This window comes from Pseudonocardia sp. NPDC049154 (genome assembly GCF_040648315.1).
Classification (GTDB): domain Bacteria; phylum Actinomycetota; class Actinomycetes; order Mycobacteriales; family Pseudonocardiaceae; genus Pseudonocardia.
The window spans coordinates 1-19,847 of the sequence record NZ_JBEZDN010000143.1 but is presented as its reverse complement, the minus strand read 5'-3'; the positions used below and the strand labels follow the sequence as shown (position 1 = coordinate 19,847).

Genomic DNA, 19,847 nt, shown 5'->3' with positions numbered 1-19,847 from the left:
CGGCCGGTCGACGTGCTCACGGGTAGGTCCTCCTGTCGGTGATGTGCTGGTCGTGCTCCCCGTCGGTCCTGCCCCCGCCCAGGCCCTGTCCCGCTACCAGGCCAGCCGGCAGGCCGCCCAGGCCGTCGCCGACCAGGGCCTCGACGGGGGCAGGACCGACGGGGAGCACGACCAGCACATCACCGACAGGAGGACCAACCCGTGAGCACGTCGACCGGCCGGCTGGACTGGCTGCTCGTGGAGTTCACCCGGGACGTCCCGGGTGTCGTCAACGCCGTCGTCGTCTCCGGCGACGGGCTGCGCCTCGCCGCCTCGCCGGGCGTCGGCGAGGCCCTCGGGGACCAGCTGTCGGCCGCGGCCTCCGGCCTGGTGAGCCTGGCCAACGGGACCGCCCAGCTGCTGGGCTCCGGTGCGGTGAGCCAGACCATCCTCGAGATGGAGGGCGGCTACCTGTTCGTCACCGCCGTCAGCCGTGGCGCGACCCTCGCCGTCCACGCCGAGCGCGCCTGCGACATCGGCATGATCGGCTACGAGATGACCCTGCTGGCGTCGCGGGTCGGCCACGCGCTGACCCCGGCGCCACGCACACCGGCGGGGCGCTGAGGTGCGCGACGGAACGGCGGACGACCAGCCCGTCAGACGGGCGGGCCGGGTCGTCCCGGTCTACGCGGTCACCGGCGGGCGGACCCGCTCGGCCGGCAAGGAGCTGCCCGTCGAGGCGCTCGTGACGGTCACGCACTCGGGCCGGCACGCCGCCGACCTGCAGCTGGAGTACCGGACGATCCTCGGCCTCGCCGCGGCCCCGGTCTCGCTGGTCGAGATCGGTGCGGCCCTGCAGGTGCCGGTGGGCGTGGCCCGGGTGCTGGTCGGCGACCTGGCCGACGCCGGCTACGTGGCGGTGCACCTGCCGCAGGTCGGGGGCGACGGCGCCCCCGGCCCCGAGATCCTGGAGAGACTGTTGGAGGGGCTCCGTGCGCGATCGGGGTGAGCTGTACCCGCTGAAGATCCTCGTGGCCGGTGGCTTCGGGGTGGGCAAGACGACCTTCGTGCGGTCGTTGTCGGAGATCCCGCCGCTGCTCACCGAGCAGGCGATGACCGCCGCGTCCGTCGGCGTCGACGACACCGTCGCCGTGCCGGACAAGACCACGACCACGGTCGCGATGGACTTCGGGCGGATCACGGTCGACGAGTCGCTGATCCTGTACCTGTTCGGCACGCCCGGGCAGTCCCGGTTCTGGTTCATGTGGGACGAGCTGGCGCGCGGCTCCGTCGGCGCCGTCGTCCTGGTCGACCTGCGCCGGGTGGACGAGTGCTTCCCGGCGATCGACTACTTCGAGGACCGGCGGATCCCGTACGTCATCGGGGTCAACCGGTTCCCGGGCTCGGACGTGCACTCCGAGGACGACGTGCGCGACGCGCTCGCGCTCGCACCGGAGACCCCGGTGCTCTGGATGGACGCCCGCGAGGCCGACTCGAGTCTCCGGTCGCTGGTGGCGCTGGTCGAGCACGCGCTGTCGCGCACGGCCGTAGCGGGCTGACGCGCCGGGATCCTCCGGCGCGCGTCTGAGTTCACGGACTTCGCTCCTCGGCGACAGGGCTCCCACCCGCTCGGGTGGGAGCCCGCCGTCGTTCTCGGGGCGTTCCCGGTCCGTCTCCGGGGAGGGTCAGCGGGGCAGCACCGAGGCGCGCCAGGCGCCCGGGCCGACGTCCAGCGGCCGGCGCACCCGGTCCGCCGGGTTCGACCACAGGTCGCGCGCCTTCGGCGGCGGCGTGTCGCCACCGCTCGCGGCCGCCGCGAGGACCACGGTCAGCGCCGCCAGCTCCTCGGGCGTCGGGTCGCCCTTGACCACCCGGAAGAGCGCGCGGCGCTCCTCCGGGGTCTTCTCGTCCGCGTTCTCCCCTGCGCTGTCGCTCACGGCGTCGCTCACAGCGGGATGTTGCCGTGCTTGCGGGCCGGGCCCTGCTCCCGCTTGGTCGCGAGCATCCGCAGCGAGCGGCCCACGTACCCGCGGGTGTGCGACGGCGGGACCACCGCGTCGATGTACCCGCGGTCGGCGGCGATGTAGGGGTTGGCGAGGGTGTCCTCGTACTCCTGCTGCAACTCGGCGCGCTTGGCGGCGAGCTCGTCGCCCTCCAGGCCCTTGAGCTCCTTGCGGTACAGGATGTTCACGGCCCCGGAGGCGCCGGTGACGGCGATCTGCGCCGTGGGCCACGCGATGTTGACGTCGGCGCCGAGGTGCTTGGAGCCCATGACGTCGTACGCGCCGCCGTAGGCCTTGCGGACGATCACGGTGACCTTGGGGACGGTCGCCTCGGCGTAGGCGTAGATCAGCTTGGCGCCGCGGCGGATGATGCCGTTCCACTCCTGGTCGGTGCCCGGCAGGAAGCCCGGGACGTCGACGAAGGTGAGGATCGGGATGTTGAAGGCGTCGCAGGTCCGCACGAAGCGGGCGGCCTTCTCGGAGGCGTCGATGTCGAGGCAGCCGGCGAACTGGGTCGGCTGGTTCGCCACGATCCCGACCGAGCGGCCCTCGACGCGGGCGAAGCCGGTGACGATGTTCGGCGCCCACAGCTCCTGGACCTCGAGGAACTCGCCCTCGTCGACCACCCGGTTGATGACCTCGCGGATGTCGTAGGGGGTGTTCGCCGAGTCCGGGACGAGCTCGTCGAGCTCGCGGTCGGTGTCGGTGATGCCGTCCTCGATCGACCCGGCGGTGGGCTCGGGGGCCGGGTAGGTCGGCGGCTCGGACAGGTTGTTCGACGGCAGGAAGCTCAGCAGCTCCTTGACGTAGTCGATCGCGTCCTGCTCGTCGGAGCCGAGGTAGTGCGCCACACCGGACTTCGAGTTGTGCGCCCGACCGCCGCCGAGCTCCTCCATGTCGACGTCCTCGCCGGTGACCGTCTTGATGACGTCCGGGCCGGTGATGAACATGTGGCTGGTCTCGTCGACCATGACCGTGAAGTCGGTGAGCGCGGGGGAGTACACCGCGCCGCCCGCCGACGGGCCCATGATCAGCGAGATCTGCGGGATCACGCCGGAGGCCCGCACGTTGCGGACGAAGATCTCGCCGTAGAGGCCGAGCGCGACCACGCCCTCCTGGATGCGGGCGCCGCCGCCGTCGTTGATGCCGATGACCGGGCAGCCGATCTTGGCCGCGACGTCCATGACCTTGACGATCTTCTCGCCGTAGACCTCGCCGAGCGAGCCGCCGAACACGGTGGCGTCCTGGCTGAACACGGCGACCGGGCGGCCGTCGATCGTGCCGGTGCCGGTGACGACGCCGTCGCCGAAGGGGCGCTTCTCCTGCATCCCGAAGTTGGTGGAGCGGTGCCGCACCAGGGCGTCGAGCTCGACGAACGAGCCGGGGTCGAGCAGCTGGTCGATCCGCTCGCGGGCGGTCTGCCGGCCCTTCGCGTGCTGGCGCTCCGCCGCCGCCTCGGAGGGCAGGGCCTCGGTGTACCGCGTGTACAGGTCGGCCAGCTTGCCGGCCGTCGTGTGCACGTCCGGCTCGACGTCCGGGGCGTTCGACGGGTCCCCCATCGGCTCCGTTGCAGCGCTCATGGCTGCGGAGCCTAACCCGGCCGTGACGCGCCCGGGCCGCCCGGTGGAGCGGTCTGCGTCACGTTCCCGCCGGTCACCCCGGTCGGACCCGGCCGGCCGGGGTGCCGCCGGTCGCTCGCTCGGCGCGCCGCTCGGCGCACCGGACGCGCCTCCGGCACCGTCGGGCGCCTTCACCACGCCTCGGGCCGGGAAGGGCGGGGCGTGCGGAGATAGGTTCCGGCGGTGAGCACCCCCGCGCCGCAGCCCTTCGACGAACACGCGCTGCGACACGCCCTGCTCGGCCCCGCCGGGCGCTGGGCCCGGCTCGACGTCGTCGAGGAGACCGGGTCGACCAACGCCGACCTCATGGCGGAGGCCCTCGCGGGCGCCCCGGACGGCTCGGTCCTCGTCACCGAGCACCAGACGGCCGGCCGCGGCCGCCTCGACCGCACCTGGGAGGCGCCCCGCGGGTCGGGGATCGCCGTGAGCGTGCTGTGGCGGCCCGAGGGCATCCCGGCCGAGCGGCTCGGCTGGCTGCCGATGCTCGCCGGCGTCGCGCTGCTCGACGCGATCAGGGCCGTCGCGCCGGACGTCGCCGCCGGCCTCAAGTGGCCCAACGACCTGCTGCTCGGCCCCGATCGCCGCAAGGGCGCCGGGATCCTCGCCGAGATGACGCCGGTGTCCGGCGGCGGGCCGGGCGTCGTGCTGGGGATGGGGATCAACGTCGACGCCCCGGCGGGCACGCTGCCGGAGACCGCGACCTCGTTCGCCGCCGAGGGGGCCGGCGTGGACCGCTCGGAGCTGCTCGTCGCGCTGCTGCGCAACCTCGCCGAGCGCGAGGCGGCCTGGCGGGCCGCCGCCGGCGACGCCGACGAGTCCGGCCTGCGCGGCGACTACCGCGCCGGCTGCCTCTCGCTCGGGTCCGAGGTGCGGGTCGAGATGCCCGGCGGCTCGGCGCTCATCGGGATCGCGGAGGACGTCGATCCGCAGGGCCACCTGCTCGTCCTCGAACCCGACGGGCACCGCCGCGCCATCGCGGCGGGCGACATCGTGCACCTGCGACCGGCGGACCGTCCCGAGGCGTGATCCCCCGGATACGGTGGGTGTGTGGCCTATCCGGACGAGCTGCTGGTGGAGGGCGAGCGGGTGGTCCTCCACACCCGGCCGCACTGGAAGATGCTGGTGCTCCCGGTGCTGGTGTTCCTCGTCGTGGTCGGGGCGGGATCGTTCCTCGCGGCACTGGTGAGCGCGCAGAGCTGGGCGCTCGTCGCCCGGGTCGGGCTCGGGGTCGTCGGAGCGGTGCTGGTGGGGCGGTTCACGGTGCTGCCCTTCGTGCGCTGGCGGACCACGCACTTCGTCGTCACCACCCGCCGGGTGCTCGTCCGCGAGGGCGTCCTCTCCCGCAGCGGCATGGACATCCCGATGTCGCGGATCAACACCGTCCAGTTCCGGCACACCGTCGCGGAGCGCATGCTGGGGTGCGGGACGCTCGTCATCGAGTCGGCCTCCGACGAGCCGCTGGAGTTCACGGACGTCCCCGTCGTCGAGAAGGTGCATTCGCTGCTCTACCAGGAGGTCGCCGACGATGCCTGAGCTGCCCATGACCGTGCCCGCCGCGGGGCTGCCCGCGCACGTGACGATCTACGAGGTCGGACCGCGGGACGGGCTGCAGAACGAGAAGGCCGTCGTGCCGGTCGAGGTGAAGGCCGAGTTCCTGTCCCGGCTCGCGGACGCCGGCCTCACCACCCTCGAGGCCACCAGCTTCGTCCACCCGAAGTGGGTCCCGCAGCTGGCCGACGCCGCCGAGCTGCTCGCCGCGCTCGACCGGCGGCCGGGCGTCGACTACCCCGTCCTGGTGCCCAACGACCGCGGCCTGGACCGCGCGATCGAGGCCGGCGTGGACCACGTCGCCGTCTTCGCCAGCGCCACCGAGACCTTCGCGGCGAAGAACCTCAACCGCACCCTCGACTCGCAGTTCGACATGTTCGAGCCCACCGTGAAGCGGGCCCTCGACCACGGGATGCGGGTGCGGGCGTACGTGTCCATGGCCTTCGGCGACCCGTGGGAGGGCGCGGTCGAGCCGGCCCAGGTCGCGGCCGTCGGGCGGCGGCTCATGGAGATGGGCTGCTGGCAGCTCTCGTTGGGCGACACCATCGGCACAGGCACGCCCGGGCACGCCGAGGCCGTGATCGACGCGTGCGTGGCGGCGTCGGTGCCCGTCGACGGCATCGCCGTGCACTTCCACGACACCTACGGCCAGGCGCTGGCCAACACCCTCGCCGCGCTGCGCCGCGGCGTGACCACGGTCGACGCCTCCACCGGCGGGCTCGGCGGCTGCCCGTACGCGAAGTCCGCCACCGGCAACCTCGCCACCGAGGACCTCGTCTGGATGCTCGACGGGCTGGGCATCACGCACGGCGCGAACCTCGGCGCCCTCGTCGAGACCAGCGTGTGGATGGCGGGGAAGCTCGGCCGCCCCTCGCCGTCACGCGTGGTGAAGGCACTGGCCGGGGACAACTCGGACTGAGCACGCACGACCGTCGGTGCCCAGCTGCAGGCTCGTGCGCGAACCGAGAGGAGGAGGTCCGATGGCACAGCCGGTGTCGCACCACCTGATGACCCTGCCGGGGTTCGCGGCACTCCCGGAGGACAACTCGGCGCGCTACGAGTTGCAGGAGGGCGTGCTGGTCGTGGCGCCGAGACCCGGGAACCACCATCAGGAGGCGATGGCGGAGCTGTTGGTCCGGCTCCGGCGTGCGATGCCCGCGGACTGGACGGCGGTCACGGAGCCGGATGTGGTCGTCAGCGAGCAGGCCCCGCCGACCGTCCGGATACCGGATCTCGTCGTGGCGCGGAGACCGCTGCCGGATCGCCTGCTGCGCGCGACCGATGTCGCGCTCGTCGTGGAGATCATTTCTCCGGGGAGCCGCAACGTCGACCTGCACCTCAAGCCCTACGAGTACGCCGAGGCCGGCATCCCGCAGTACTGGGTGGTCGACCTCGACCCGCCGGCCTCGACGCTCACGGTGACCACGCTCGGCGCCCCGGGCGAGGGCTACGTCGAGCAGCCCGCGGTCTCCGGTGCGCTGCGCGCCACCGTGGACGTCGACGGGCCGGTCGAGCTGACCGTGGACGTCGCGGCCTGGGGTAGCGACGGACGGGTCGCTACGGGCGGGGGTGCTCCCGGGAGCCGAACATGCCGGTGAAGCGGGCGCGGTAGACCACGTCCTCGCTGTCGGGGGCGCCCCGGCGCATCCAGGCCCGCAGGGTGATCAGGCCCATCCACGGCTTCGACGACGAGCGGCGGGCCTCCAGGACCTCCATCGTCGCGAACAGCTCGTCGCCCGCGAAGACCGGCGCCGGCCAGGCGATCTCGTCGCCGCCGGGGGAGCCGAGGGCGGTCGAGCGCAGCAGGAGCCCGTCGACGTAGAGCCGCATCCACAGCCCGGCGGTGAACCAGCCCGACGCGGCGAGCTGACCGAAGATCGACTCCTTGCCCGCGGCCTCGTCGAGGTGGAACGGCTGGGGGTCGAAGCGGCGGGCGAACTCGACCATCTCGTCGTGGTCGACGGTCACGGAACCGAAGTCGAGGACCCGGCCCGGCGTGAGGTCCTCGAACGCGATCTCGGGAGCATCCGGCATGAACGAACGTTAACCCGCGCCCGGCCTCAACCCGCGCCGAGGATCGTCACAGCGGCGTCGTGCAGCAGGCCGTTCGAGGCGATGCCGTTGCCGCCGGCGAAGCCCGGCCGGCCGCCCAGGTCGGTGAGCCGCCCGCCGGCCTCCTCGAGGATCGGCTGCACCGCGGCGAGATCCCAGGCGTTGGCCTCCGGCTCCACGGCCAGGTCGATGACGCCCTCGGCGACCAGGCAGTGCTGCCAGAAGTCGCCGAAGGCCCGCGTCTCCCAGCAGGCCTCGGTGAGCGCGAGCCAGCCGTCGAGCAGGCCGTGCTCGCGGAAGGTGTTGAGATCGGTGGTCGAGACGTAGCAGTCGGCCAACTCGGCCACGCCGGTGACGGAGATCCGCCGCGACTCCCCGCCCGGGCGATCGGAGGTCCACGCGCCGTGGCCGGCGGCGCCCCACCAACGCCGGCCCAGTGCCGGCGCGCTCACCACGCCCACCCTCGGCCGACCGTGCTCGGTCAGCGCGATCAGCGAGGCCCACACGGGCATCCCACGGGAGAAGTTCTTGGTGCCGTCGATCGGGTCGAGCACCCAGCCGCGCCCGCTCGGCGGCAGCGCGTCGAGCGAGCCGCCGCGCTCCTCGCCGAGCACGGCGTCACCCGGCCGCTGCCCCGTCAGCGCGGCGCGCAGGGCGTCCTCGGCGGCGGTGTCGGCGTCGGTCACCGGCGTCCGGTCCGGCTTGCGCGAGACCCGGAGGTCCGCGGCGCGGAAGCGCGGCAGGGTGATCGCGTCGGCGATGTCGGCGAGCTGGAGAGCGAGGGCGAGATCCGCCCGCGTGTCCGAATCGGTCCCGGTGGAGGTCACGGGCGGGGAGCATGCCACGCGTGCCCGGGTGCGGACGGGCCTAAGCTCACCGACGTGACCACCGTCCTGTTGGCGGAGGACGACGCCGCGATCGCGGAGCCGCTCTCCCGCGCCCTGCAGCGCGAGGGCTACGAGGTGGACGTCGCCGCCGACGGCACCAGCGCGCTGGAGACCGTCCGGCAGGGGCACGTCGACCTGCTGGTCCTCGACCTCGGCCTGCCCGGCATGGACGGGCTCGAGGTCTGTCGCCGGCTGCGGCCCGACTTCCCCGACCTGCCGGTGCTGATGCTCACCGCGCGGACGGACGAGGTCGACTTCGTCGTGGGCCTCGACGCCGGCGCCGACGACTACGTCGGCAAGCCCTTCCGCCTCGCCGAGCTGCTCGCCCGCGTCCGCGCCCTGCTGCGCCGGCTCACGCCCGAGACCGTCGAGGTCGGCGGCGTCCGGATGGAGCTCTCCGGCCGTCGGGTCCTGGTCGACGGCGAGGAAGTCGGCCTGGCGAACAAGGAGTTCGAGCTGCTGCGCGTGCTGCTGCTGCGGGCCGGGCAGGTCGTCACCCGCGAGGAGATCCTGCGCGAGGTGTGGAACGACCCCGACATGAAGACCTCCAAGACGCTGGACATGCACATGTCCTGGCTGCGCCGCAAGATCGGCGGCGAGCGGCGCATCGCGACGGTGCGCGGCGTCGGGTTCCGCTTCAACCACGGCTGACCCCGCGTGCGCCGCCGGATCCTGCTGTCGACCCTGTTCGTCGTCGCGGTGACGGCTCTGGTCCTGGGCGGGCCGCTGGCGTTCACCACCTGGCGGCTGGTCGACGACTTCACCCGCGCCGAGCTCATCCAGCGGCTCGAGCAGATCGACGACCGCCTCGACGACAAGCCGCCGGGCACCCCGCTCGACTCGGCCGCGATCGCCCTGGCCGTGCCCGCCGGCGGCGAGCTCGTCGTCGACATCCCCGGCGTGCCGGTCCAGCGGGTGGGCACCGTCGAGAGCCCGGACATCCTGTCCGAGTCGCTGCCCTTCGGCCAGGGCGGCACGATCACGCTCTCCGAGCCGATCTCCGTCATGCGCACCCAGCAGCTCCAGGTCGTGGTGATCGTCATGCTGCTGGTCGTGCTGTCCGTGGGGACCGGCGCGGTGGTCGCCACGGTCACCGCCCGCCGGCTGGCCGAACCGCTGCTCGACGTCGCCGAGCGCGCCGCGCGGCTCGGCGCCGGCGACTTCCGCCGCACCCCGCACCGCCACGGCATCCCCGAGCTCGACCGGGTGTCCGACGTGCTGGACACGTCGGCGGGTGCCCTCGCGGACCTCGTGCAGCGGGAGCGCGCGCTGGTCGGCGACGTCTCGCACCAGCTCCGCAGCCGCATCACCGCACTCACGCTGCGGCTCGACGAGCTCGCCACCCATCCCGATCCCAGCGCCCGCCGCGAGGCCCTCGCCGCGCTGGAACAGACCGAGAAGCTCTCCGAGGTGCTCGACGAGCTGCTGGAGGCCGCCCGCGCCGCACGCGCCGCCGGTGCCGAGCCGATGGACCTGCGGTGGGGCCTCACCGAGGTGGCGGACGAGTGGCGCCCGGCCCTCGAGTCGGCCGGGCGGCGACTGAAGCTGCGGGTCCCGGAGGGGCTGCTCGCCCGGGTCACGCCCGCGCGGATCCGGGAGGCCGTCGGCGCTCTCGTCGAGAACGCGCTGCAGCACGGCGGCGGCACCGTCACCATCTCCGCGCGGGAGGGGGCGAACATGCTGGTCGTGGAGGTGAGCGACACCGGCGCCGGGATCCCGGAGGAACTGGTGCCGCACGTGTTCGACCGGGGGGTCTCGGTGCAGTCGTCGACCGGGCTGGGCCTGGCCCTGGCCCGCGCGCTGGTCGAGGCGGACGGGGGGCGCCTGGAGCTCTCCCGCGCCCGCCCCCCGACCTTCACGATCTTCCTTCCCGCCGCCCGCGCCGACGACGTCGTCGGCCCTCCCCGCCCCGCCGCCACCCCGAGGTAGGGATGTGCCCCGCCTCGTCGGGTGTGCAGCGGGGATCGGGCGGGTGTCGGGGTCGAACAGTGGCCGTCACCCGTCCGAGCCGCCACCACCTGAACGTCCGCTCGGTTACGGTGCGCGTATGGCGGAGCGGACGGTCGAGGTCGGCGACGGGGTGCGGCTGCGGGTCACCGAGGAGGGCTCGGGCCGGCCCGTGATCCTGGCGCACGGCTTCCCGGAGCTGGCGTACTCGTGGCGGCACCAGATCCCGGCGCTCGCGGCCGAGGGCTACCGTGCGGTCGCGCCGGACCAGCGGGGGTACGGCGGCTCCTCACGCCCCGAGCGGGTCGAGGACTACGACATCCACCACCTCACGAACGACCTCGTCGCGGTGCTCGACGACCTCGGCGAGGAGCGTGCCGTGTTCGTCGGGCACGACTGGGGCGCGATGGTCGTGTGGAACCTGGCCCTGCTGCACCCCGAGCGGGTCGCGGGCGTGTGCGGGATGAGCGTGCCCTTCGTGCCCCGCGCGCAGCGGCGCCCGACCGAGATCTGGCGCGAGAAGCTGGCCGGGAGGTTCTTCTACATCCTGCACTTCCAGCAGCCGGGCGTCGCCGACGCCGAGATGGCCGAGGACCCGGCGCTCACGATGCGGGGCATGCTCAGCGGCCTGGTCGCCGGGGACGGGACGAGCCTGATCGGCGCGGACGACGGCCGCGGCGTCGTCGAGCGGCTGCCACAGCCGGAGTCCCTGCCGGACTGGCTGTCCCAGGAGGAGCTCGACCACTACGCCGCGGAGTTCGCGCGCACCGGGTTCACCGGCGGGATCAACTGGTACCGGAACTTCGACCGCAACTGGGAGCGCACGCCCGAGCTCGCGGGTGCGCACGTCACGGTGCCGAGCTTCTTCCTGGCCGGCGACGCGGACCCGGTGCTGCGGATGACGCCGCCGGACCGGCAGGTGGACCATCTCGACGACCTGCGCGGGGAGGTCCTGGTCCAGGGCGCGGGGCACTGGGTGCAGCAGGAGCGCCCGGCGGAGGTGAACGCCGCGCTGCTGGGCTTCCTGGGTGCGATCGGCTGGTGAGCCGGGCTACTGCCCCAGCTCGTCGAGGTGCTCGGGGACGGTGACCTGGCGGCGCACGTTCTCGTCGGGGAACACGAACCGGCGGAACGCCCACCAGCGGAACGCCATGCCGACGAGCGTGCCGAGGATCTGCCCGCTGACGAAGTCCGAGACCTCCTGGACGAGCAGCGACACCTCGGGCACCTGGAGGTGGAACAGGTAGCGCGAGGCCGCGAGGGGCGCGGAGTACATCGCCACCCCGAGGCCGCTGATGAGGAAGAACAGCAGCGCCTCGTGATGACGCTCACGGCCGCCCCGGGTCCGGAAGGACCACTCGCGGTTCATGACGTACGACACGATGGTGGCCACCAGCACCGCGACGATCTTGGCGGTGAGCGGCTTGGTGTCCAGCACCGTGGTCTTCAGGACCAGGAAGACCACCGTGTCGATGACCCACGTGGCCCCGCCGACGACCGCGAACTTCAGCAGCTCCCGGTGCTTGATGGCGATGCCGCGGTAGGGCTCGGGGATGCGCGCCAGCGTCGTCTCGACCAGGGACACTCGATCGATCGTGCCAGAGCGCCGCAGCGCACCGGCGTCCGGCCCGGGTCCTCCGCGTGTCGGTGGGTAGGCTTCTCCGATCGTGAGCACCTCTGCACCGCGCCGGGACTTCCCGGTCGTCGGGATGGTCGGCGGGGGCCAGCTGGCCCGGATGACGCACCAGGCCGCGATCGGGCTGGGCCAGTCGCTGCGGGTCCTGGCCGTCAAGCCGGACGAGCCCGCGCCCCTGGTCGCGCCGGACGTCGTGCCCGGCGGGGCGGACGACCTCGCCGCGCTCGAGGCGCTCGCGGTCGGCTGCGACGCGGTGACCTTCGACCACGAGGGCGTGCCGCAGGAGCACCTGCGCGCGCTGGTCGCCAAGGGCGTGCCGGTGCGGCCGCACCCCGACGCCCTGCAGCACGCCCAGGACAAGCTCGTCATGCGCCGGCGGCTCTCGGCGATGGGGCTCCCGGTTCCGGCCTTCGCCGAGATCACCGCGCCCGACCAGGTCGACGCGTTCGCCGCCGAGCACGGCTGGCCCGTCGTCCTCAAGGCCGCCCGCGGCGGGTACGACGGCCGCGGGGTCTGGTTCCTGCGCGATGCCGACCCGGACCTCGTCCGCGAGCTGCTGGCCGCCGGCACCCCGCTGCTGGCCGAGGAGGCCGTCGCCATGCGCCGCGAGCTGGCCGCGCAGGTCGCGCGCTCGCCGTTCGGCCAGGCCGCCGCGTGGCCCGTCGTCGAGACGGTGCAGGAGGCCGGCCAGTGCGTCGAGGTCCTGGCGCCCGCGCCGGACCTGTCCGAGGAGCGCGCGCTCCAGGCCCAGTCGCTCGCGCTCCGGATCGCGCAGGAGCTCGACGTGACCGGGCTGCTGGCCGTGGAGCTGTTCGAGACCGACTCCGGGCTCGTGATCAACGAGCTGGCGATGCGCCCGCACAACTCCGGGCACTGGACCATCGAGGGCGCCCGGACCTCGCAGTTCGAGCAGCACCTCCGTGCCGTGCTCGACTATCCGCTGGGCACGACCGCGATGACCGCGCCGGTCGTCGTCATGGCCAACGTGCTCGGCGCGGACCGCACGCCGGGGATGAGCGTCGACGAGCGCATCCACCACCTCTTCGCGCGGTTCCCGGACGTCAAGGTCCACCTCTACGGCAAGGGCGAGCGGCCGCTGCGCAAGGTGGGGCACGTCAACGTCCTCGGCACCGACCTCGCCGAGACCCGGCGCAAGGCGGTCCTCGCGGCACAGTGGCTGTCCACCGCGGAGTGGACGGACGGCTGGTCGGTGCACGACGGGGCGGGCGCCGCCGGTGTGTCCTCGGAGGTCCCCACCGAGACGGGAGCACGGGTGTGAGCGCACGCGTCGGCGTGATCATGGGCAGCGACTCGGACTGGCCGGTGATGGAGGCCGCCGGGGCCGCCCTCGCCGAGTTCGACGTGGAGTACGAGGTGGGCGTGTACTCCGCGCACCGCACCCCGCAGCGGATGCTCGACTACGCGCGCGACGCCGCGGGCCGCGGGATCCAGGTGATCATCGCCGGGGCGGGCGGCGCCGCCCACCTGCCCGGCATGGTCGCCGCCGCGACCCCGCTGCCGGTGATCGGCGTGCCGGTGCCGTTGAAGGTGCTCGACGGCCTGGACTCGCTGCTGTCGATCGTGCAGATGCCGGCCGGGGTGCCGGTCGCGACGGTCGCGGTGGGCAACGCGCGCAACGCCGGTCTGCTCGCCGTGCGGATCCTGGCCGCGGCCGATCCGGAGCTGCGCGGGCGGATGGAGAGCTTCCAGTCCGCGCTCGAGGAGATGGTGCTGCAGAAGGACGCGGCGCTGCGCGAGAAGGCGTCCGGGCCGGGCTCCTGATCACATCGCCCAATTTCGTGGCGCGCGGCCGCCCCGCGGTCGTAGGGTGGCGGTACACGAGAAGGGAGGTGGTCCGACGTTGATTAGCGACAGGACTCGTGAGGTGGCTGTCCGCTAGGCACCAACAGGACGTCTTCCTGACGGCCAGTGGAAGCCGGTAGGTGCCGGCGAATCCCAGGCGGTCACCAGTGGTCCCCGGGCCCGAGCCCAGTCCAGCTCGGCACGCGCTCCCCGTTCCGACGGGGTTGCGGCCCGGGGATCACTCATGTCCGGGGCCGGTCAGGCGCCGGCCGCGTCCCGCGGGCCCAGGGCCGCCGCCTCCGCCACCAGCTCGCGGAGCACCTGCTCGTCGACCTTCCCGAGCGCGGTGAACCGCACGCAGGACTTCCCGATCGACGCCCCGGACAGCCGGTCGGCGTAGGTCTCGGCCAGGTGCCGGCCGTCGACCGAGCAGAGGACGTAGAGCGAGAGGTAGCGCTTCTGCGCGGCCAGCCCGATCAGCGCGGCCTCGCCCTCCCGCCCCGTGGCGTAGCGGTAGTGGAAGGGGCCGTAGCCCAGCATCCCGCGCTGCACCACGCGGTCGAGGCCGGGCGCCTCCTCGCGGATCAGGGCGTCGAGGGCCAGGACGTCCGGGCGGCGCTTCGCGTCGACGGCGTCGAGGTACTCGTCGGGGCTCATCTCGCTCACCGGGCGATCGTGGCGTACCGGCCCGGACGGGGCATCGGCCGTCCGGCTCAGCTCGTGCGGCGCTCCAGCGAGCGGGCCGCGCGCTCCAGCCGCCGCGCCACCTGCTCCAGGTCCGGCGCCTGCTCCAGCGGCAGCATGTCGGCGACCTTGCGGAAGTGCGCCCGGCAGGCCTCGGTGCCCTCCGCCGTGCCGCCGTCGGCCAGCCAGCGCCGCAGCGCCTGGTTGTGCGCGGCGACGACCGCCGCCCCCGTGACGGCCGCGCGCAGGTCCCCGTCCTCGACGTCGGCGAGCCGGATCGCCAGCTCCTTGGTGAAGAGCCGCCGGTAGCGGTGCACCATCGCCGCCTCCCGGTCGCGCAGCGCGGGCACCTCGTGGACCAGCGCGAACCGCTTCCGGGCGGTCCCCGGGTCGGACAGGTAGAGGTCGAACACCGTCTCCCCGGCCCGCAGCACCACCGACAGGAGCGGCTCGGTGGGGTGCGCGGTCGCGAAGACCTCGGCGATCCGGGCGAGGCCGAGCTCGTGGTCCGGGGAGACCGCGTCCTCCTTGCCCTTGAAGTACCGGAAGAAGGTCCGGCGCCCGACGCCGGCGGCGGCCGCGATGTCGTCGACCGTCGTGTCGTCGTAGCCCTGCGCGGTGAACAGGTCCACGGCCGCGGTGACGAGATCGCGGCGCACCTCCGCGCGTCCCTCGGCCGAGCGGCCGCGGCGGGGAGTGACGGGGGACATGGCACGGAGGGTAGCAGGGGCGTTGTTCTGTGGCACGGAGTGCCGTTAGAGTGGACGCACCCGGACACACCGACGTGGGAGAAGAGATGCTGAACGCCGAGTTCGACGCCTACCGGCTGAGCGAGGAGCACGAGGCCCTCCGCGACGCCGTGCGTGCGCTCGCCGAGAAGGAGATCGCGCCGCACGCCGCGGAGGTGGACGAGCAGGCGCGCTTCCCCCACGAGGCCAAGGACGCGCTGGTCAAGGCGGGTTTCCAGGCCGTGCACATCCCCGAGGAGTACGGCGGGCAGGGGGCCGACGAGCTGGCCGCCTGCATCGTGATCGAGGAGGTCGCGCGGGTCTGCGCGTCGTCGTCGCTCATCCCGGCGGTCAACGGCCTGGGCTCGGTCCCGATCCTGCTCTCGGCCTCGGAGGAGCTGAAGAAGCAGGTCCTGCCGTCGATCGCCGCCGGCGAGGCGATGATCAGCTACGCGCTGTCCGAGCGCGAGGCGGGGTCCGACGCGGCCTCGATGAAGACCCGGGCCCGCCGCGACGGCGACGACTGGGTCCTCAACGGAACCAAGTGCTGGATCACCAATGCCGGCGAGTCCACCTGGTACACGGTCATGGCCGTGACCGACCCGGAGAAGAAGGCCAACGGCATCTCCGCGTTCGTGGTGCACTCCGACGACCCGGGATTCGAGGTCGGGCCGAAGGAGCGCAAGCTCGGCATCGCCGGCTCGCCGACCCGGGAGATCTACTTCCAGGACTGCCGCATCCCCGGTGACCGGATCATCGGCGCCGAGGGCACGGGCTTCAAGACCGCGCTCGCCACGCTGGACCACACCCGCCCGACGATCGGCGCGCAGGCCGTCGGCATCGCGCAGGGCGCGCTCGACCAGGCGATCGCGTACATCAAGGAGCGCAAGCAGTTCGGCAAGGCGATCGCCGACTTCCAGGGCATCCAGTTCATGGTCGCCGACATGGCGATGAAGGTCGAGGCGGCGCGACAGCTCGTCTACGTCGCGACCTCACGCGCCGAGCGCGGCGAGAAGAACCTCGGCTTCATCTCGTCGGCAGCGAAGTGCCTGGCGAGCGACACCGCGATGCAGGTGACGGTCGACGCCGTGCAGCTGCTGGGTGGCGCGGGCTTCACCAGGGACTTCCCGGTGGAGCGGATGATGCGCGACGCCAAGATCACGCAGATCTACGAGGGCACCAACCAGGTGCAGCGCATGGTGATGGCGCGCTCCCTCCTCCGCTGAACCCTGTGAGTGGCAATAGTCGTCATGGCGACTATTGCCACTCACGACCTCAGAGGATGAAGCGGAAGAGGGGGGAGTCGGGCGGGATCCGCTCGATCTGCGGCGGCGCGCCCTCCATGCGGGCCAGCAGCGGCTCGAGGTCGGCCGGGTCGCCCAGCTCGATCCCGACGAGCGCGGGGCCGGTCTCCCGGTTGCTGCGCTTGACGTACTCGAAGAGCGTGATGTCGTCGTCCGGCCCGAGGACGTCGTCGAGGAAGCGACGCAGCGCGCCCGGCTCCTGCGGGAACTCCACCAGGAAGTAGTGCTTGCGGCCCTCCCACACCAGCGCGCGCTCGACGATGTCGGCGTAGCGGCTGACGTCGTTGTTGCCGCCGGAGAGCAGGCACACCGTGCTCGAGCCGCGCGGGATGTCCAGCTGGCCCAGCGCCGCCGGGGCGAGCGCGCCCGCGGGCTCGGCGATGATCCCGTCCGACTGGTAGAGCGCGAGCATCTCGACGCAGATCCGCCCCTCGTCGACGGCGTCGACCGCGATCGACGCCTCGCGCACGATCGGGAACGTGGTCTCGCCGACCCGGCGCACCGCGGCCCCGTCGACGAACGGCTCGACCTCCGCCAGCGTGGTCGGCTCGCCCGTCGCCAGGGCCGCCGCCATGCTCGCGGCGCCGGCCGGCTCGACGCCGATCACCCGGACCTCCGGGTGCCGTTCGCGCAGGTAGACGAGGGTGCCGGCGAGCAGCCCGCCGCCGCCGACCGGGACGATGATCTGGTCCGGCGGGTCCGCCAGCTGGCTGAGGACCTCGCGGACGACCGTGCCCTGCCCGGCCACGGTGCGCGGGTCGTCGAAGGCGGGGACGAGCGTGGCGCCGGTCTGCTCGGCGTCGGCGGCGGCGGCCGCGGCGGCGTCGTCGTACGTGTTGCCGACGACCACGACCTCCACGACCTTGCCGCCCAGCCGCGCGACCCGGTCCCGCTTCTGCCGCGGCGTGGTGCGGGGCAGGTAGACCCGGGCCGTGACGTGCAGCCGCGCGCACGCGAACGCGACGCCCTGGGCGTGGTTCCCGGCCGACGCGCACACCACCCCGCGCTCGCGCTCCTCCGGCGAGAGCTGGGCGATCAGGTTGTAGGCGCCGCGGATCTTGTAGGAGCGGACCGGCTGCAGGTCCTCGCGCTTGAGCCACACCTCGCCGCCGACGGCGTCGGACAGCCGCGCCGAGAGCTGCAGCGGGCTCGGCCCGATCACCGCGCGCAACCGCCCCGCCGCCGCGTCGACGTCGGAGGCGGTCACGCTCTGGGCGGGGGCGGTGGTCACCACCCCACCGTAGCCAGCCCACCTGCGGGGCTCTTCCCGAGCCCGCCCGCCGTCACAGGCGGGCGGTGCACTTCTCCGTGTCGTACTTGCGCTCCAGGCGGCCCGCGTCGGCGTGCGCGACCTGGACGAGCGAGGCGCCGGCGGCGAGGACGGCGAGCAGGCCGTCGACCAGGTCCTCGCGCGCGGACCAGTCCCGTGTCGACAGCACCCGGTCCGAACCGGACAGCCCCAGGTCGCCGGCCCGCGCCGCCGCGCAGGCGGCCACCTCCGAGGCGGGCATGCCGTCGAGGGCGGGGGCGTCGGCGGGCACCGGCTCCCAGGGCACGAACTCGTCGCCGTGCAGCCGCACCTCGGTGGCGAAGTCGATCACCCCGGCCGGCAGGCCGTCGATCCCGCGACCGAACGCGTCGAGGGAGAGGGCGACCACCCCGCCCGACGGCTCGGCGGCGAGCGCGAGGTCGAGTCGCCCGGCGTCGCACAGCACGAGGTCCGCCTCGGCGGGCTCGCCGACCACCTCGGCCCCGCACGACCACGCCGCGAGCAGCACCGACGCGGTCTGCCAGTGCGCCGGCAGCAGCACGGCGACCGTGCCGCCCGGCTCGACGTCGCACTCGTCGCGCAGCAGGTTGGCGGCCTTGGCCACCCAGTTCGCCGTGGTGACCGCGGACAGCTCGATCCGCTCGCCGGTGGCGTCGTCGTAGAAGGTGATCAGGGGTCGTGCCGGGGCGGCGGCGAGGATCGGGTCGAGCAGGGTGGCGGTCAGCGACACGGACGTCCTTCGCGGGTGCGGGCGATCAGTCGATGCACGGTACGCCGCCCGCGTTGACCTCGGAGGTCGGCGCGGGGGCGGAGGTCGACGAGCCGCCGGTCGTGGTCGTCGCCCCCGTCGTCCCGGTCGCCCCCGCGGCGGACGAGCCCGCGAAGTCCGTCCCGAGCAGCACCTGCACGTGCCCGGACCGCACGCCGTCGGCCTGCTCGACGCCGATCCCGCCGAGCTGCGCGGCCACCGCGCGGGCGGCCTCGTCGCCGTCCGACTGGGCGTAGCGGACGACGGAGGTCGAGCGGCTCTCCGAGTTCTCCACCGTGCCGCGCTGGTAGCCGGCCCCGCCGAGCCGGTCGGCGACCTGGGCCGCCAGGCCGGTGCCGCCCGAGCCGTTGCCGACGTCGACCGTGACCGTCGCCGGGTCCACCGTGGACGCGGGCGGGGCCTCTGCGGTGGTCTCGGGCTCCTCCTTCGGCGCGGTCCGCTGCTCGACGAACTGGTGGACCTGCGTCGGATCGACCAGCACGACGTCGCCGCGCTCGTTGTTCGCGCCGCCCTGCGTCGGGACGGTCACGAAGTCGATGTTGCCCGCCGCGATGTCCGAGGCCTGCCGGGCGAAGCCGAGCAGGTCCCAGCCGGAGTCGATGACCAGCGACTTCTTCGCCACGTCCATCAGCGCGGAGAGGGTGCCGGTGTTGGTGAGCGTGCCGCTGGAGAGGATCTTGTCGGCGACGGCGGCGAGGAACACCTGCTGCCGGCGGATGCGGGACAGGTCGCCCTCGGGCAGGCCGTGCCGCTGGCGGACGAAGGCCAGCGCGTCCGCGCCCGAGATCGTCTGCGGACCGGAGGCGAAGCGGGCGCCGGAGAACTCGTCGTTCACCGGGGCCCTGAGGCAGACGTCGACGCCGCCGATGGCCTGGGTCAGGTTGTAGAAGCCGAGCAGGTTGATCTCGGCGTAGTGGTCGATCGTGAGGCCGGTCAGGTCCTGCACGGTGTCGATCAGCGCGGTCCGCCCGGTCGCCGACGACTGCTGGTCGGCGTCCTTCTGGGTCACGCCGGACTTCACCAGCTCCTCGGCCTTGAGCGCCTTGGTGGCCGGGTAGGCGGCGTTGATCTTGTCCTTGCGGTAGCCGGGGATGTCGACGTAGCTGTCCCGCGGGATGGAGAAGGCCGTCGCGCTGCCGCCGTCGGCGGGGATGTGCAGCACGATGATCGTGTCCGAGTTGAGGACGCCGGACTCGGCGCCGCTGCGCAGGGTGCGCAGGACGTCGTCGGGCAGCGGGTTGCCCTGCGCGTCCGTGCGGCTGTCGACGCCCACGAGCAGGATGTTCTGCTCGCCGCCGGAGGAGCCGCCGGTGATGACGTTGGTCGTGGTCAGGCCCGCGGTGAGGTCGCGGTAGAGGCCCCACGCCGTGCCGGTGACCGCCACGACCAGGGCGGACAGGACGCACATCGTGATCCGGGCCCGGCGGACGAACCGGCCGGCGGGACGCCCGGGCGGCGGGGCGGTCACCGGGCGGGGCCGCGCCGGCGGTGGGGTGCGCGGGCGCGTGCGGGCGGGGGGAAGGGTGGGCGCCGTACCCCGCGAGACGTCCCGTGCGGGCCGGCGCGGCGGCGGCTCGACGACGGTCCGGCGGAGGGGCCTGCGGGGCTCGTCGCGGTC

Annotated in this window: 24 protein-coding genes; 14 read left to right on the top strand and 10 right to left on the bottom strand. The window is 73.6% G+C overall.

The window, feature by feature from the left end; translation table 11 throughout:
* The 4 genes from AB0B41_RS37670 to AB0B41_RS37655 all read left to right on the top strand — a co-directional run.
* Positions 1–205: hypothetical protein (locus AB0B41_RS37670; protein WP_358211815.1), on the top strand; the 205-nt coding region annotated here is incomplete at its 5' end.
* Positions 202–603 carry a roadblock/LC7 domain-containing protein gene (locus AB0B41_RS37665; protein ID WP_358211814.1) on the top strand — a complete coding sequence of 134 codons (402 nt, stop codon included), beginning with the start codon at positions 202–204 and terminating at the stop codon, positions 601–603. The genes AB0B41_RS37670 and AB0B41_RS37665, both read left to right, overlap by 4 nt.
* Position 604: 1 nt before the next feature.
* Positions 605–988, top strand: coding sequence for a DUF742 domain-containing protein (locus AB0B41_RS37660; protein ID WP_358211813.1), 384 nt, complete (start codon positions 605–607; stop codon positions 986–988).
* Positions 972–1,538: an ATP/GTP-binding protein gene (locus AB0B41_RS37655; RefSeq protein WP_358211812.1), complete on the top strand. Its 567-nt coding sequence runs from the start codon at positions 972–974 to the stop codon at positions 1,536–1,538. The genes AB0B41_RS37660 and AB0B41_RS37655 overlap by 17 nt, the downstream gene beginning before the upstream one ends.
* Positions 1,539–1,664: 126 nt before the next feature.
* On the opposite strand, the gene AB0B41_RS37650 is transcribed toward AB0B41_RS37655, so the two are convergent.
* Entirely contained in the window at positions 1,665–1,850 is a 186-nt protein-coding gene (locus AB0B41_RS37650; RefSeq protein ID WP_358211818.1) for an acyl-CoA carboxylase epsilon subunit, read from the bottom strand.
* Between the two features lie 74 nt (positions 1,851–1,924).
* Complete coding sequence (locus AB0B41_RS37645) at positions 1,925–3,562, bottom strand: acyl-CoA carboxylase subunit beta (RefSeq protein WP_358211811.1); 1,638 nt, start codon at positions 3,560–3,562, stop codon at positions 1,925–1,927.
* 222 nt (positions 3,563–3,784) lie between these two features.
* On the opposite strand from AB0B41_RS37645, the gene AB0B41_RS37640 reads away from it, so the two are divergent.
* From AB0B41_RS37640 to AB0B41_RS37625, 4 genes are all read left to right on the top strand, one after another.
* Positions 3,785–4,627: a biotin--[acetyl-CoA-carboxylase] ligase gene (locus AB0B41_RS37640; RefSeq protein WP_358211810.1), complete on the top strand. Its 843-nt coding sequence runs from the start codon at positions 3,785–3,787 to the stop codon at positions 4,625–4,627.
* 21 nt (positions 4,628–4,648) lie between these two features.
* Positions 4,649–5,134, top strand: coding sequence for a PH domain-containing protein (locus AB0B41_RS37635; RefSeq protein WP_358211809.1), 486 nt, complete (start codon positions 4,649–4,651; stop codon positions 5,132–5,134).
* Entirely contained in the window at positions 5,127–6,068 is a 942-nt protein-coding gene (locus AB0B41_RS37630) for a hydroxymethylglutaryl-CoA lyase (protein WP_358211808.1), read from the top strand. Before AB0B41_RS37635 ends, AB0B41_RS37630 begins: the two co-directional genes overlap by 8 nt.
* Before the next feature lie 61 nt (positions 6,069–6,129).
* A complete protein-coding gene (locus tag AB0B41_RS37625) occupies positions 6,130–6,747 on the top strand; it encodes a Uma2 family endonuclease (protein WP_358211807.1) in 618 nt (205 codons plus the stop codon).
* On the opposite strand, the gene AB0B41_RS37620 is transcribed toward AB0B41_RS37625, so the two are convergent.
* Together AB0B41_RS37620 and hisN are read right to left on the bottom strand one after the other, a co-directional pair.
* On the bottom strand, positions 6,707–7,183 hold the full coding sequence (locus AB0B41_RS37620; RefSeq protein WP_358211806.1) for a MaoC family dehydratase: 477 nt from the start codon (positions 7,181–7,183) through the stop codon (positions 6,707–6,709). The two genes, AB0B41_RS37625 and AB0B41_RS37620, sit on opposite strands and share 41 nt — an antisense overlap.
* Positions 7,184–7,209: 26 nt before the next feature.
* Positions 7,210–8,028 carry a histidinol-phosphatase gene (gene hisN, locus AB0B41_RS37615; protein ID WP_358211805.1) on the bottom strand — a complete coding sequence of 273 codons (819 nt, stop codon included), beginning with the start codon at positions 8,026–8,028 and terminating at the stop codon, positions 7,210–7,212.
* 54 nt (positions 8,029–8,082) lie between these two features.
* Between hisN and AB0B41_RS37610 the strand changes: the two genes are divergently transcribed.
* From AB0B41_RS37610 to AB0B41_RS37600, 3 genes are all read left to right on the top strand, one after another.
* Entirely contained in the window at positions 8,083–8,739 is a 657-nt protein-coding gene (locus AB0B41_RS37610; RefSeq protein WP_233302303.1) for a response regulator transcription factor, read from the top strand.
* A gap of 6 nt (positions 8,740–8,745) precedes the next feature.
* Positions 8,746–10,017, top strand: coding sequence for an ATP-binding protein (locus AB0B41_RS37605; protein ID WP_358211804.1), 1,272 nt, complete (start codon positions 8,746–8,748; stop codon positions 10,015–10,017).
* 118 nt (positions 10,018–10,135) lie between these two features.
* Positions 10,136–11,080 (top strand): alpha/beta hydrolase, encoded by a 945-nt coding sequence (locus AB0B41_RS37600; RefSeq protein ID WP_358211803.1) that lies wholly within the window; start codon positions 10,136–10,138, stop codon positions 11,078–11,080.
* A 6-nt stretch (positions 11,081–11,086) separates the two neighbouring features.
* Here the strand turns inward: AB0B41_RS37600 and AB0B41_RS37595 are convergent, their stop codons facing one another.
* Positions 11,087–11,620 carry a GtrA family protein gene (locus tag AB0B41_RS37595; RefSeq protein WP_358211802.1) on the bottom strand — a complete coding sequence of 178 codons (534 nt, stop codon included), beginning with the start codon at positions 11,618–11,620 and terminating at the stop codon, positions 11,087–11,089.
* A gap of 82 nt (positions 11,621–11,702) precedes the next feature.
* Between AB0B41_RS37595 and AB0B41_RS37590 the strand changes: the two genes are divergently transcribed.
* Both AB0B41_RS37590 and purE read left to right on the top strand, forming a co-directional pair.
* Positions 11,703–12,950 (top strand): 5-(carboxyamino)imidazole ribonucleotide synthase, encoded by a 1,248-nt coding sequence (locus AB0B41_RS37590; RefSeq protein WP_358211801.1) that lies wholly within the window; start codon positions 11,703–11,705, stop codon positions 12,948–12,950.
* Positions 12,947–13,453 carry a 5-(carboxyamino)imidazole ribonucleotide mutase gene (gene purE, locus AB0B41_RS37585; RefSeq protein WP_358211800.1) on the top strand — a complete coding sequence of 169 codons (507 nt, stop codon included), beginning with the start codon at positions 12,947–12,949 and terminating at the stop codon, positions 13,451–13,453. The genes AB0B41_RS37590 and purE overlap by 4 nt, the downstream gene beginning before the upstream one ends.
* A 279-nt stretch (positions 13,454–13,732) precedes the next feature.
* On the opposite strand, the gene AB0B41_RS37580 is transcribed toward purE, so the two are convergent.
* Positions 13,733–14,131, bottom strand: a complete 399-nt coding sequence (locus tag AB0B41_RS37580) for a DUF1801 domain-containing protein (RefSeq protein WP_358211817.1) — start codon at positions 14,129–14,131, stop codon at positions 13,733–13,735.
* A gap of 56 nt (positions 14,132–14,187) precedes the next feature.
* Positions 14,188–14,868, bottom strand: a complete 681-nt coding sequence (locus AB0B41_RS37575; protein WP_358211799.1) for a TetR family transcriptional regulator — start codon at positions 14,866–14,868, stop codon at positions 14,188–14,190.
* Between the two features lie 86 nt (positions 14,869–14,954).
* On the opposite strand from AB0B41_RS37575, the gene AB0B41_RS37570 reads away from it, so the two are divergent.
* A complete protein-coding gene (locus AB0B41_RS37570; RefSeq protein ID WP_358211798.1) occupies positions 14,955–16,112 on the top strand; it encodes an acyl-CoA dehydrogenase in 1,158 nt (385 codons plus the stop codon).
* A 49-nt stretch (positions 16,113–16,161) separates the two neighbouring features.
* On the opposite strand, the gene ilvA is transcribed toward AB0B41_RS37570, so the two are convergent.
* The 3 genes from ilvA to AB0B41_RS37555 all read right to left on the bottom strand — a co-directional run.
* A complete protein-coding gene (gene ilvA, locus AB0B41_RS37565) occupies positions 16,162–17,397 on the bottom strand; it encodes a threonine ammonia-lyase IlvA (RefSeq protein WP_358211816.1) in 1,236 nt (411 codons plus the stop codon).
* Positions 17,398–17,473: 76 nt separating this feature from the next.
* Complete coding sequence (locus AB0B41_RS37560; RefSeq protein WP_358211797.1) at positions 17,474–18,190, bottom strand: TIGR03089 family protein; 717 nt, start codon at positions 18,188–18,190, stop codon at positions 17,474–17,476.
* A 25-nt stretch (positions 18,191–18,215) separates the two neighbouring features.
* A partial coding sequence (locus AB0B41_RS37555) for an LCP family protein (protein ID WP_358211796.1) occupies positions 18,216–19,847 on the bottom strand: 1,632 nt, incomplete at its 5' end.